Origin of the sequence: Algibacter sp. R77976 (assembly GCF_044594645.1) — a bacterium.
Taxonomy (GTDB): domain Bacteria; phylum Bacteroidota; class Bacteroidia; order Flavobacteriales; family Flavobacteriaceae; genus Algibacter_B.
Window position 1 is genome coordinate 744,205 of record NZ_CP138989.1, and the last position, 12,743, is coordinate 756,947.

Below are 12,743 nucleotides of genomic sequence, written 5' to 3' on the forward strand. Positions count from 1 at the left end.
TTTAGCACAAATATCTATAAATTTTAACAAACTACAACGTTATCGTTAAAATTATATACCATAAGATGGTCAACTTTAAACTATATTTGATAGATATTTAAATAACTATGGAATTCTCAATTAGAAACGCAAAAAAAAGTGATATGCCTAATGTGCTTCACTTAATTAATGAATTAGCAATATTTGAAAATGAACCTGAAGCTGTTGAAGTTACAGTTGAAGACTTGGAAAATGATGGTTTTGGAGAACATCCTGCATTTCATTGTTTTGTTGCAGAGGTAAATTCTAATATTGAAGGTATAGCTTTAATTTATAATCGCTACTCCACTTGGAAAGGTAAAATTATTCATCTAGAAGATTTAATAGTAAGTAAAGCTATGCGAGGTACAGGTTTGGGTACTGCACTTTTAGATGAAGTTGTAAAATACGCTAAAAAGCTAGGTGTTAGGCGCATAAACTGGGAGGTTATAGACTGGAACGAAAAAGCCATTACATTTTACGAAAAAAAAGGCGCAAAAGTATTACGTGATTGGGATGTGGTTTGGTTAGATGAAGTAGGTATTGATAATTATATTTCCAGAATAGATTAATTTTATTTTAAATTAATTACGAAAAATAAATGCAGGTATTTAAGTTTGGTGGTGCTTCTGTAAAAGATGCAAACGGTGTAAAAAACTTAGCTTCAGTTTTAAAAACTGTAGGTTATAAAAATACACTTATTGTAGTTTCTGCAATGGGGAAAACTACAAATGCATTAGAACTTGTAATTAAAAACTATTTTGAAAATAAAACAGAACTTCAAAGCTCACTTCAAGACGTAAAAAAATATCACAATCAAATCTTACTTGATTTATTTGATAATGTTAACCATTATGGATTTAAGAAAGTAAATCTTTTGTTTGATGAATTAAATATTTTTTTAAAAACTAATAAATCACCTGATTATAATTTTGTTTACGACCAAGTAATTGGTTTTGGAGAGCTTGTTTCTACCACAATAATTAGCGAATATTTAAATTCAATAGGATTAAACAATAACTGGATTGATGTTAGAACTCAAATAAAAACAGACAATTATTACAGAAGAGCAAACGTAAATTGGGAAGAAACACAACGCTTAATTTCATCAAACTTTAAAGTATCTGTTTTAAACATTACCCAAGGATTTTTAGGTAGCGATGAAAATAACTTCACAACAACACTTGGTAGAGAGGGTAGCGATTATACAGCCGCAATCTACGCGTATTGTTTAAATGCAAATAACGTAACCATTTGGAAAGATGTTCCTGGCATATTAAATGCAGATCCGCGTTATTTTGAAAACGCACAGCTATTAAATAAAATATCATATCGAGAAGCTATAGAATTGGCATTTTATGGGGCTTCAGTTATTCATCCAAAAACGTTACAACCTCTACAAGGCAAAGAAATTCCTTTATTTGTAAAATCGTTTTTAAATCCTGAAGCTAAAGGCACCCAAATTGGAAAGAATGAAACTTTAGAACCTATGATGCCGTGTTTTATTGTTAAAAAGAATCAAGTATTAATATCGCTATCTTCTTTAGATTTCTCGTATATCGTAGAGGAAAACATAAGCGACATTTTCAATCTATTACATACATATAAAATGAAAGTAGATGTTATTCAAAATTCAGCTATCAGTTTTTCTGTTTGTGTTGATAATGTTTATAATAATCTAGAGAAGCTACTACAACATTTAAAAGCAAAATTTAAAGTAACTTGTAATGAAAATGTATCTATTTATACAATTCGTCATTACAATAAAGCAGCTATAGCCCAAATTGAAACTGATAAAACTATACTAATGAAACAACTAACTCAAGAAACCGTTCAACTAGTAACTAAATAGATTATTTACTACATTTACACTCATGGGGAAGCAGGAAGACATCGGGTTAGTTAGCGCAAAAGAAGTTGCTAAAGCTATCCAAATAGATAAATATGGCTTTATTGGCACTTTTATTGGTTGGCTTTTAATGAAAACCCTTAAAATATCTACTTTAAATAAGTTTTACAAACAACATAAACACCTTAAAGATGTTGATTTTCTAGATAGAATTTTAGAAGAATTTCAAATTAAATTTGAAATCCCTGAAGAAGATTTAAAACGATTACCAAAAGATGGCGCATACATAACAGTTTCAAACCATCCGCTTGGTGGAATAGATGGTATTTTACTTTTAAAATTAATGCTTGAGCAACGCAAAGATTTTAAAATAATTGCAAATTTTTTACTTCATAGAATAGAGCCTTTAGCGCCCTTTATTATGCCTGTTAATCCTTTTGAAGACAGAAAAGATGTAAAATCTAGTATTGCGGGATTTAAAAATTCCATACTTCATTTAAGAGACGGGCATCCATTGGGTATTTTTCCTGCCGGAGAAGTATCTACCTATCGCGATGGAAAATTAGTTGTAGATAGGCCATGGGAAGAAGCTGCTATGAAGCTGGTTAAAAAAGCCGAAGTTCCTGTAGTTCCTATTTATTTTCATGCTAAAAACAGCAAATTATTTTATCAGCTTTCTAAAATTAGTGATACGTTTAGAACTGCTAAATTACCCTCGGAAGTATTAACACAAAAAAGACGTACTATTAAGGTTAGAATTGGCAAACCCATTTCTGTTAAAGACCAAAAAGAACACACAGGTCTTGATGATTTTTCAGATTTTCTAAGACGTAAAACCTATATGCTTTCTAATGCGTTTGAAGACAAATCGAAAATATTAGATAATATTTCGTCCACATTAAAAACACCGAAAGCACCCAAAAATATTGTAACCCCAGTTGATAGTGCATTAATGACTAAAGAAGTTAATGCGCTTAGAGAAAAAGATTCGCGCCTTTTACAAAGTAAAAATTACGAAGTGTTTTTAGCTCAAGCAGAAGATATGCCTAACATACTTCGTGAAATTGGTCGTTTACGAGAAATTACATTTAGAGAAGTTGGTGAAGGCACTAACGAGGCTATCGATTTAGATGTTTTTGATGATTATTACCACCATATGTTTTTGTGGGATAATGAAAATAAAGTACTTGCAGGTGCATACAGAATGGGCTTAGGCTCTAAAATTTATGAACAATATGGTATAGATGGCTTTTACCTTCAAGATTTATTTCGATTTGAGCCAGAGTTGCATAAAATGATGAGTCAATCTATAGAAATGGGTCGGGCTTTCATCATAAAAGAATATCAACAAAAGCCTATGCCATTATTTTTACTTTGGAAAGGTATTGTGCATACCACGTTACGATATCCAGAACATAAATTTTTAATTGGAGGTGTAAGTATTAGTAATCAATTTTCAAACTTCTCAAAATCGTTGATGGTTGAGTTTATGAAATCGCATTACTACGATCCTTATATTGCGCAATACGTGCATCCTAAGAAAGAATTTAAAGTAAAGTTGAAAGATGCCGATAAAGACTTTGTTTTTGATGAGGCTGAAGCCGATTTAAACAAATTCGATAAGTTTATAGATGAAATTGAACCAGGTGCATTACGTTTACCTGTATTACTTAAAAAATACATTAAACAAAACGCGCGCTTAGTCGCTTTTAATGTTGACCCTTTATTTAATAACTCGGTTGATGGATTAATGTATATAAGAATTGCCGATTTACCCGAAAGTACTGTAAAACCAGTAATGGAAGAATTTCAAGCGGAGTTAGAACGTAAAGTTTTTGAAAAATAATGCATTCAAAATTATTCGTTATTGTCCTATTTTTATGTTTTAGTTTTAAAGGCACTTCTCAAACATTTAAAGGCATTGTATTAGATTCTATAACTAACAAACCTATAGAAACAGCATCGGTATATTTTGACAATACTACTTTAGGCGTTGTTACAAATACTAAAGGACAATTCACAATTTCATATTCTAACGCTATAAAATCACCATTAATAATCTCTTTTTTAGGTTATAAAAAACAAATAATAACAGATTATAGAAATACAAATAACGTTACCATTTTACTTAAAGAAACTCAAGAAAACTTAGAAGAGGTTATTGTAAATGCTAATGATGGTTTAACACGAAAACAAAAGCTAAGACTTTTTAGAAAAGAATTTTTAGGGTCTTCAAATTTTGGAAATTCATGTACCATTCTAAATGAAAAAGATATTATTATTCGCTACCACAAAAAAGATAAAATGCTAACAGCTTATGCTTTAGCTCCCATTAAGATTAAAAATGAAGCACTACAATATTTAGTAAATTATGATTTAACTTATTTTAGAATTTATTTTGATAAAGATATTTTCGACACAAAATCAGTAACTTTTATTGGCACCAGTTATTATCAAAATTTAAAAGATTTTAATACACAAAAGGCTTTTAAAAACAGAAAAAAGACTTATACAGGTTCTAGATTAGAATTTATGCGTGCTTTATATTCAGAATCTCTAGAGGACAATAAATATGAAATATTCCTTAACAATTTAAAAGTTAATCCATGGGATTTTTTTATTGTAAGAACTAAAAACAATTCTGCAATAAAAGAAGTTTCATTAAACGAACCTGTAGAAATAACATATAACCTAATAGAAGATTCTACTATTGAGTTCTTAGTACCAAAAATTTTAGTAGATCTTTATGGGAATTTTACTAACGTGACTAAAATTCGTTTTTCTGGAGCTATGGGCAATCAACGTATTGGAGAATTACTTCCGTTTGATTTTGGCTTACCTGACTAAAATAAACCATTAGTTCTTATTGTCTAAAAACACGAAAACAAAATATTAAAAGTGTTTAAAATGATATTGCCAGCGACTAAGACGCATTAAAAACTAAAAAAGAGGCTTTTTAAAGCCTCTTTTTTTTATTGAAATTATATACTACATAATTTATAGTGACTTAAACCAATTTTGGAAATGTTCTCCTAATACAGGCGTAGGTTTCTTTTCACCACCTAAAGCACCAACTAGACTCATTATCCATAATACGAGCATTAATATGTTTAAAATCCATCCTATAACAGGAATAAACATTAATACTAAACTTAATATTAATAGACCTAACATTTGTCTAATATAAAATGATCCTAATTCAGATTTATTACTATTATTCATAACCAAAGCAATAATCCAACCTATTAAAGTTATATGAGCTATAATAGCAATATTCTTCCCATTACTTAAAACCTCTTTAGCATCACCTGCAAATTCAGAAGCTGTTTCTTTTGCATCATTAGCAAACTCTTTAGCTTTCTCCTTAGCTTCACCAGCTAATTCTTTAGCATCATCTGCTAATTCTCCTGCTTTATCACTTACTGTATCGGCAGCTTTTTTTGCTCCATCTTTAGCATCACCTAACATATCGTTTAGGTCGTCGCTTAAATTTTTTTCATCAGACATATTATAATTATTTTTTCTGGTTAGATTGTAAAATTAATAAAAAATTAATTGCTTTATACATATCTGTCACATAAGTTAACTTTATGTTACAGAACTAATTAATTGTTTATTTTAAAAGCATGATTATTCCACCAATAGCTGTTACAACTAATATAAAACGCCTGTAATTTACATTTGAAATTAACTTAACAATGTAAGCACCTATAAAAAACCCAATAATAACTGCAGGAATTAATACAGAGTTTAAAACTAATGTTTCTATTGTAACTGTTTTCCACACAAAAATGTGAAACGGTAGTTTAAAAACATTTATTATAAAGAACAACCAAGCAGCAGTTCCAATAAATTCGTTTTTAGGAAAGCGCATCGCTAGAAAATAAATATTTGAAATAGGACCTGCCAGGTTCCCTATCATTGTTGTAAAACCAGCCAAAAATCCTGTAGTAATGCCAAATGCTTTATTGGTTGGTATGCTGTTAGATTTTTTATTTTCAGTATAAAACATTAAAGCAACAGATGCAATAATAATTATGGCCATAAGTCTTTTAAACACAAGTGCAGAAATATCGTTACCAATCCAAACACCAACTAAAACACCAACAATCATCCATGGGATTAGCTTTTTTATAATACCCCATTGCGCATGTCTGTTATAATAAATAACAGCAAAAACATCTGCACAAATTAACATAGGAAGCAAAACACCTGTTGAAGCTTTTTCACCAAAAACAAAGGCTAGTATAACCACTATAATAATACCAATACCTTTTATCCCAGATTTAGATAAGCCCAATAAAAAAACTGCAAAACCAATGGCTACCCATTGTATTGCCGTTAAATTATAAGATTGAAGAATTTCTATATAAGTCAATATGATCTAATTAATAAAAAAGGCAAATTACGGGAATTTTTTAAATCCTTTATAAAGATTTACGATTTCTCGGGAATGACAATTTGAATAGAAATATCTTCGCTTTTAAGCTAAGAGAAATTTTTTGTCACTTACAAAAAAGCTTTATCTACAGGTTCCCAAAGCTCTATTTTATTACCATCGTTATCTAAAATCCAACCAAATTTTCCATATTCATATTCTTCAACCTCGCCAACAACAGTAACGCCTTCTTCTTTTAAAACTTTAAGTAATTCGTGTAAATTTTCCACACGATAATTAAACATAAAATCTTTTTTTGAAGGCTCACAATATTTAGTGTCTTCTGGAAACGGGCTCCATTGGGTTGAGCATTTATTACCTTCTTCATCTTTCCACCAAAAGGTACATCCATAATCGTCGGTATTAAACCCCAAATGTTTTTTATACCAGTCTTTTGATGCTTTAGGGTCTTTGGTTTTAAAAAACAAACCACCAATACCTGTTACTCTTTTTTTCATAGAAGCTTTATTTTTTTATTGCAGTTTCATAAATATTTATCCACTCTTCAGCACTTACTTTTGCTGTTAATTCACCTATTAAATCGAAAGGAATGTCGTCCATCCTTTTAAAACGCATACAGCTTTTACCCATATCTAACTTGTACTTACAGCGTTTTGCATATTCTGAAGTAAACCAATCCATTAGCTCCTTTTTAGAATACAAAACCATACTATAAACGGCAATAAAGTTTTTTTGAGAAGCCAAATTCATAAATGGTAATGGCAACTTAGGATTGCAATGATAGCCATCTGGATATAATGAATGAGGAATGACATACCCTAACATGCCATAACTCATGGTTTCTTCTAAACCTTCTGGTAAGTTCTCTAAAATTTGTTGTCTCAATTTAGACATTGGATCTTTTCTATCTTCTGGTAATTCTTCCAGATATTGTTTTGGTGTTGTTGCTTTTGATTGCATACAAAAATTATTTACGTTGTAGAATTAATCCTGAAATTAAAGATATAATAAATCCAAGAATCATTACCGATGCAAACATCATAAATGCCATAAAAATTGGGCTTCCGTAGTCTGTCATTTGTTGTGTTAACTCAGCTGTTTTAACCTTTAGTTCTTCGGCTGATAATGTGGCGCTTAATTTTTTTACTGAATATTCTAAATATTCGGTAGCAAAATCTGGGTTTATTTGAGATGTATAAATGTAGTCGAAAACAGCGACTCCAATAGCAGAAAAGAAAGCTATTAACATACCAATTCCTAAAGCTTTAGCTAGAGATACTTTTCCGTTATTTACTTTGTCTCGGTAATGTTTGATACCAAAATAAACAAATAATAAAGAAAGCACCATGGATGTATAACCAATGAGTTCGCCATAGTCAAAATCTACACCCATTCCTAAAAAGAACGGCAACCCAAAGAAAACAAAACCACTTATTAATGCATAAAAACCAAACTTAATTACAGTATTTTTCATATTTACAACCTATTGATTAGTTATCCAAAAGTAGTGTGACAGGAAGGTTTGAGACTCATACTAAAGTACTAAATTGCTAATACTTTAGTAGTAAAGCTAAGAAAATAAAGCATTTCTTAATTAGAACTAGTATAAAAATATAATTATTCACCTATTCCTTTTTTGGTGCTTTTGGCTTGAAATAAGATGTTTTACTTTTAGATTCCCGTCGTCACGGGAATGACAATTTAGCAGAACCCTCAAAGCTTTGCTTTGATGTAAGTTTCTGTAATTAAATAAGATTAAGAGCTTTTGAAATTTGAATGGCTTGTGTGCGTCGTTTAGCATTTAACTTTACCAGAAGGTTAGAAACATGTGTTTTTATAGTGCTTTCTGAAACAAATAATTTATCTGCTATTTCTTGATTAGATAAACCTAAAGCTACTTCTTTTAAAACTTCATATTCGCATTTACTTAGGCCTAGTTCCTCAATTTTCTGAAGATCTATTTGATTGTTGGAAGTAGTATCTTGCTTTTGAATTTTTTTATTAACAAAGAGTCCAATACCTAAAAAAACAATGGCTATAACTGCCATAACATAATCCATTTCCATGTTGCCACTAATTAAAGTGTACTTACTAAACTGAAATAGAAGTAATAATGCTAAAATGAGAAGTGAAAAAACAAGAATGGTTTTTTTCATGCTTTAAAATTAACAAAATTTAGCCTTAATCTTATCAACTATAGTTTGCGCTAATTTTTCTTTACTCTCTATAGTCCAACCTGCAACGTGAGGAGATAGTAACACTTTTTCTGAAGTTATTAAATATTGAAATGCTTCTGGCATGTCTGAAGAAAACAAGCTTTCAAAGGATGCTTTTTCGTATTCTAAAACATCTAATCCTGCTCCTAATATTTTTCCAGATTTTAATGCTTCTGTTAAATCTTGAGTCACGACACTTTTACCTCTTGCTGTATTTAAAAACCAGAATGGTTTTTTAAATTGATTAATAAATGTTGCATTAATCATGTTTAATGTAAGTGGTGTTTGTGGTGTATGCATACTCAAGACATCTACTTTTTCTTGAAGCTCTGCAAGGGTTACTTGTTTTGCATTGATGTCGCCTACGTTATCTTTTATATCGTAACACAACACCTCAACATCGAAACCACGAAGTTTTTTTGCAAAGGCTTTACCCATGTTCCCGTAGCCTATTAATCCAACCGTTTTTCCATCTAGTTCAAGGCCTCTGTTATCTTCGCGTAACCATTTGCCTTGTCTAACCTCGGCATCTGCTTTGTTTAGTTTATTAAAAAGTGATAATAGCATACCTAAAGTATGCTCGCCTACGGCATTTCTATTGCCTTCGGGTGCTGATATTAAGTAAACACCTTTCTTCTCTGCATAATCGCAATCTATATTTTCTAATCCTGCACCAACACGACCTATAAATTTTAGATTTTTTGCAGCGTCTAGAAATTGTTTATCTATACTAAAGCGACTTCTAATTATGAAACCATCGTACTTATGGATTTTAGCTTCTATTTCTTGTTTTGAAGATGTATAGTCTTCGTGATTAGCGTAGCCTAAATCGTTTAATTGATTGATTAATAAATTGTGATTGCTATCGAGGTGGAGAATTTTCATTTGATGTAATTAAGTTACAAAAATACGATGTTTTTGCGTTAGGGATTGCAGAGGAAATCCTTTTTGTGAGGCACGAGCAAAAAGATTGGAACCCTTCGACTTGGCTCAGGATAAACTTCAAGCCCGACCGCCTGCCCTGAGCGCAGACGAAGGGTGTGGTAACTCCCAAATACTAAATACCCAAAATCATTTTAGCGATCCAGAAATAGAGAAGGATTCCTAAAATATCGTTACTTGTGGTAATAAATGGCCCTGTTGCTATGGCTGGATCGATGCCACGTTTGTTTAAAAATAATGGCACAAAGGTCCCGATGAGTCCTGCAATAATTATTACTGCAACTAGTGATACTGAGACAGCTAAGGCGGTAATTATTTCACCTTTAACTGCCCATACAAATAGAAACAGAAAAAGGGCGAGAATAACGCCATTAAGGGCTGCTAGGAGCATTTCTTTTATTAAACGGCTATTTACACTTCCTCTTACATCGTCATTAGCTAGACCTTGCACTATTATAGCGCTAGATTGTACACCAACGTTTCCTGCCATAGCAGCAATTAGCGGTGTAAAAAAGAATAACACGACTGCTTTTCCTGTAAAAAGACTCTCGAAACCTTCCATGATTAAAAAGGCACCAATACCACCAATTAATCCTAAAAATAGCCAAGGTAATCGTGCTTTGGTTAATTGCAAAATACTATCATCGGCCTCGACATCGCCAGTAATACCTGCCGCCATTTGGTAATCTTTATCGGCTTCTTCTTTTAAAACATCTACGATATCATCGATGGTAATGCGCCCTAAAAGGATTTTATTATCGTCGCTTTGAATTACTGGAATGGCTTCTAAATCGTATTTTGCCATGATTTTGGCAATCTCTTCTACGTTTTCGTTAACGTTTACATAGTCTACATTAACCTTTACTATATCTGAAATTTTTTGTTCGCTTTTAGCTACAATTAAATCTTTTAAAGACAAGCGACCAATTAACTTTTCTTCTTTATTTACAACATAAATAGAATGTACGCGGGTTACTTCTTTAGCCTGACCACGAATTCTGCGCATACAACCAGCAACGGTCCAAGTTTCATAAACTTTTACGAGTTCTTTTGCCATGAGTCCACCTGCAGTATCTTCATCGTATGTTAAAAGCTCTGTAATTTCTGCTTTGTGCTCTTCGTCTTCAATTTGATCAATTACTTCTTGCTGACGCACCTCTGATAATTCTGCAATAATATCTGCCGCATCATCGGTATCTAGCTCTTCAACTTCCTCAGCGATTTCTTTAGCTGAAAGATTTCTTAAGACTTTTTCTCGATTGTCTTCATCCAACTCCATTAAGATATCTGAAGTGGTTTCAGAATCCAGAAGTTTTATAACATACATAGCATCTTCTAGATTTAATTCATCTAGAATTTCAGCAATATCGGCGTAATGAAACTCGTCTAATCGCTTTTTAAGAGCTACATCGTTTTCTTGTTCGATAAGCAACTCTACTTGCTCTATGAGTTCATCAGTTAATTGAAATTGTATGTTTTCGCTTTCTTCTGACATGAGATTTCTCGTCGTTGCACGCTGTCGAAATGACCATTGGGTTTTATTCGTCTTTTTCGATTAATTGTGTAAGCTCTATAAAGGCTTGCACATTTAATTGCTCTGGACGTTTGTCAAAGATAGTATTTGCTTTTAAATTATCGGATAAATTGAATGTTTTTAAACTGTTACGAAGTGTTTTTCTACGTTGTTGAAAAGCTGCTTTTACAACTCTAAAAAAGAATTTCTCATCGCATGGCAATGTGTAGTCTGCTTTTCTGGTAAGTCTTAAAACACCAGAATCTACTTTTGGTGGCGGATTAAAAACATTTGGTGGTACTGTAAATAAATATTCGGCATCGTAAAAGGCTTGTGTTAATACCGAAAGAATACCATACACTTTACTACCTTCTTTAGAGCAAATACGTTTAGCAACTTCTTTTTGAAACATCCCTGAAAATTCAGGAATTTGATCGCGCATTTCTAAGGTTTTAAAAACGATTTGGGTTGAAATATTATATGGGAAATTACCAATAATAGCGAAAGGTTCTTGATTAAATACTTCGTTTAAATCGTATTTTAAAAAATCTTTTTCAATGATTCTTGATGCCAGGTTTAAGTAATTTGCTTGAAGATACTCAACAGATTCTGTATCAATTTCTATGACGTAAGTGGTACAAGCTTTTTTAAGTAAGTACTTAGTAAGCACACCCATTCCTGGGCCAATTTCTAAAACATTTTTATAATCTTTTAAAAGGAGTGTATCTGCAATTTTTTCTGCTACAGTCTCATCATTTAAAAAATGTTGACCTAAATGCTTTTTTGCTTTTACTTGATGATTGTTTGGTTTATATGCCACGAATTCACAGATATTTTATGATAAATACGAAGATATGGAACTAAAACTCGAAAATTAAGTAACGGAGATTATTTTTCGCGCAAAGGCATGGAGACGCCAAGTTTAGTTTTAAAAGGTTTCCTGCCTTCGCAAGAATGACAGACTATTTAAAATTCACAGTATACTCGTCTACAATTTGAAGCTCGGTTCTAAAAGCCAGCATTTTATCAGCGAATTTTTTTAAGCCTTCGTTTCTAAGTCTATCGGCATCTTCTCTATAATAAGCATCTAAAGCTTCTCGAGAATACGAACGGTATTGCACAGAATAGGTTACACCTCCCATATCTTCTTCAACAAGAACCTGTGACAAGGTGGCCTTTTCAAATTTACCGGTTCCTAAAACTTTAGGAATATGTTCTTTTATCCAAATAAGCCATTCGTCATGAATAGATTCATCAATGTTTACTGTTACGTTATATATAATCATAAGTTTTATAAAGTTTTTGCAAATAACAGAAGTTCTTCGTCATCTTCAAAAGGTTTTACTTTCTTTTCGTAGGTAAACCCTAATTTTCCCACCAATTTAATCGATTTCTTATTATCTGGATTTATAATGGCTACAAGCTTTTTTAATTTGAATGTTTGTTTGGCTAATTTTATAACGGCTAGAGAAGATTCGTGTCCTATACCAATACCTTCATAATCTGGAAGTAAAGCAAAACCAAGATCTACATCGTCCAAAGTATCTCGTTTTATAAGACCACAAGTACCAATAGGTTTATTGTTTTCTACTTTTAACAATAGTTTGTAAAACCCAAACCCGCTTGTCTTATAACTTTTAAGATGCCCTTCTTGTATTCTATCTTCTGCTTGTTTTAAAGTTTTTGTTTTTTGGTCTCCAATAAATTTTATCCAATGTGGCGAATTAACAAGTTCTAAAAAAAACGGAGCATCTTTTAGTGTAAACTCTGAAATAAGTAACCTATTGGTTTCTGCAACTATCATAA

The 12,743-nt window shown here is 31.7% G+C and carries 15 protein-coding genes; 4 read left to right on the forward strand and 11 right to left on the reverse strand.

The window, feature by feature from the left end; genetic code table 11:
- Positions 1-107: 107 nt before the first annotated feature.
- The 4 genes from SJY43_RS03220 to SJY43_RS03235 are packed head-to-tail and all read left to right on the forward strand — an operon-like array spanning position 108 to position 4,714.
- The gene (locus SJY43_RS03220) at positions 108-590 is read left to right on the forward strand and encodes a GNAT family N-acetyltransferase (RefSeq protein ID WP_396602407.1); all 483 of its coding nucleotides are present in this window, start codon (positions 108-110) and stop codon (positions 588-590) included.
- 29 nt (positions 591-619) lie between these two features.
- A complete protein-coding gene (locus tag SJY43_RS03225) occupies positions 620-1,870 on the forward strand; it encodes an aspartate kinase (RefSeq protein ID WP_396602408.1) in 1,251 nt (416 codons plus the stop codon).
- Positions 1,871-1,892: 22 nt separating this feature from the next.
- Entirely contained in the window at positions 1,893-3,713 is a 1,821-nt protein-coding gene (locus tag SJY43_RS03230; protein WP_396602409.1) for a GNAT family N-acyltransferase, read from the forward strand.
- Positions 3,713-4,714 carry a carboxypeptidase-like regulatory domain-containing protein gene (locus SJY43_RS03235; protein ID WP_396602410.1) on the forward strand — a complete coding sequence of 334 codons (1,002 nt, stop codon included), beginning with the start codon at positions 3,713-3,715 and terminating at the stop codon, positions 4,712-4,714. Before SJY43_RS03230 ends, SJY43_RS03235 begins: the two co-directional genes overlap by 1 nt.
- A gap of 150 nt (positions 4,715-4,864) precedes the next feature.
- Here the strand turns inward: SJY43_RS03235 and SJY43_RS03240 are convergent, their stop codons facing one another.
- From SJY43_RS03240 to SJY43_RS03290, 11 genes are all read right to left on the reverse strand, one after another.
- The gene (locus SJY43_RS03240; RefSeq protein ID WP_396602411.1) at positions 4,865-5,374 is read right to left on the reverse strand and encodes a YtxH domain-containing protein; all 510 of its coding nucleotides are present in this window, start codon (positions 5,372-5,374) and stop codon (positions 4,865-4,867) included.
- Positions 5,375-5,480: 106 nt separating this feature from the next.
- The gene (locus tag SJY43_RS03245) at positions 5,481-6,245 is read right to left on the reverse strand and encodes a sulfite exporter TauE/SafE family protein (protein WP_396602412.1); all 765 of its coding nucleotides are present in this window, start codon (positions 6,243-6,245) and stop codon (positions 5,481-5,483) included.
- 131 nt (positions 6,246-6,376) lie between these two features.
- The gene (locus SJY43_RS03250) at positions 6,377-6,763 is read right to left on the reverse strand and encodes a VOC family protein (protein WP_396602413.1); all 387 of its coding nucleotides are present in this window, start codon (positions 6,761-6,763) and stop codon (positions 6,377-6,379) included.
- 7 nt (positions 6,764-6,770) lie between these two features.
- On the reverse strand, positions 6,771-7,226 hold the full coding sequence (locus SJY43_RS03255; protein ID WP_396602414.1) for a DUF1801 domain-containing protein: 456 nt from the start codon (positions 7,224-7,226) through the stop codon (positions 6,771-6,773).
- Between the two features lie 7 nt (positions 7,227-7,233).
- Positions 7,234-7,740, reverse strand: coding sequence for a DUF4199 domain-containing protein (locus SJY43_RS03260; RefSeq protein ID WP_396602415.1), 507 nt, complete (start codon positions 7,738-7,740; stop codon positions 7,234-7,236).
- 271 nt (positions 7,741-8,011) lie between these two features.
- A complete protein-coding gene (locus tag SJY43_RS03265) occupies positions 8,012-8,422 on the reverse strand; it encodes a response regulator transcription factor (protein WP_396602416.1) in 411 nt (136 codons plus the stop codon).
- A gap of 9 nt (positions 8,423-8,431) precedes the next feature.
- Positions 8,432-9,367: a 2-hydroxyacid dehydrogenase gene (locus tag SJY43_RS03270; RefSeq protein WP_396602417.1), complete on the reverse strand. Its 936-nt coding sequence runs from the start codon at positions 9,365-9,367 to the stop codon at positions 8,432-8,434.
- Between the two features lie 172 nt (positions 9,368-9,539).
- Positions 9,540-10,919 (reverse strand): magnesium transporter, encoded by a 1,380-nt coding sequence (gene mgtE / locus SJY43_RS03275; RefSeq protein WP_396602418.1) that lies wholly within the window; start codon positions 10,917-10,919, stop codon positions 9,540-9,542.
- Between the two features lie 43 nt (positions 10,920-10,962).
- Complete coding sequence (rsmA, locus tag SJY43_RS03280; RefSeq protein ID WP_396602419.1) at positions 10,963-11,757, reverse strand: 16S rRNA (adenine(1518)-N(6)/adenine(1519)-N(6))-dimethyltransferase RsmA; 795 nt, start codon at positions 11,755-11,757, stop codon at positions 10,963-10,965.
- Positions 11,758-11,899: 142 nt separating this feature from the next.
- Positions 11,900-12,223: a DUF4286 family protein gene (locus tag SJY43_RS03285; protein ID WP_396602420.1), complete on the reverse strand. Its 324-nt coding sequence runs from the start codon at positions 12,221-12,223 to the stop codon at positions 11,900-11,902.
- A 5-nt stretch (positions 12,224-12,228) separates the two neighbouring features.
- Positions 12,229-12,741, reverse strand: coding sequence for a GNAT family N-acetyltransferase (locus tag SJY43_RS03290; protein ID WP_396602421.1), 513 nt, complete (start codon positions 12,739-12,741; stop codon positions 12,229-12,231).
- Positions 12,742-12,743 lie beyond the last annotated feature (2 nt).

Coding starts and splice junctions, on each gene's coding strand:
- SJY43_RS03220 (WP_396602407.1), top strand. CDS start 108: ATGGAATTCTCAATTAGAAACGCAAAAAAAAGTGATATGCCTAATGTG.
- SJY43_RS03225 (WP_396602408.1), top strand. CDS start 620: ATGCAGGTATTTAAGTTTGGTGGTGCTTCTGTAAAAGATGCAAACGGT.
- SJY43_RS03230 (WP_396602409.1), top strand. CDS start 1,893: ATGGGGAAGCAGGAAGACATCGGGTTAGTTAGCGCAAAAGAAGTTGCT.
- SJY43_RS03235 (WP_396602410.1), top strand. CDS start 3,713: ATGCATTCAAAATTATTCGTTATTGTCCTATTTTTATGTTTTAGTTTT.
- SJY43_RS03240 (WP_396602411.1), bottom strand. CDS start 5,374: ATGTCTGATGAAAAAAATTTAAGCGACGACCTAAACGATATGTTAGGT.
- SJY43_RS03250 (WP_396602413.1), bottom strand. CDS start 6,763: ATGAAAAAAAGAGTAACAGGTATTGGTGGTTTGTTTTTTAAAACCAAA.
- SJY43_RS03255 (WP_396602414.1), bottom strand. CDS start 7,226: ATGCAATCAAAAGCAACAACACCAAAACAATATCTGGAAGAATTACCA.
- SJY43_RS03260 (WP_396602415.1), bottom strand. CDS start 7,740: ATGAAAAATACTGTAATTAAGTTTGGTTTTTATGCATTAATAAGTGGT.
- SJY43_RS03265 (WP_396602416.1), bottom strand. CDS start 8,422: ATGAAAAAAACCATTCTTGTTTTTTCACTTCTCATTTTAGCATTATTA.
- SJY43_RS03270 (WP_396602417.1), bottom strand. CDS start 9,367: ATGAAAATTCTCCACCTCGATAGCAATCACAATTTATTAATCAATCAA.
- mgtE (WP_396602418.1), bottom strand. CDS start 10,919: ATGTCAGAAGAAAGCGAAAACATACAATTTCAATTAACTGATGAACTC.
- SJY43_RS03285 (WP_396602420.1), bottom strand. CDS start 12,223: ATGATTATATATAACGTAACAGTAAACATTGATGAATCTATTCATGAC.
- SJY43_RS03290 (WP_396602421.1), bottom strand. CDS start 12,741: ATGATAGTTGCAGAAACCAATAGGTTACTTATTTCAGAGTTTACACTA.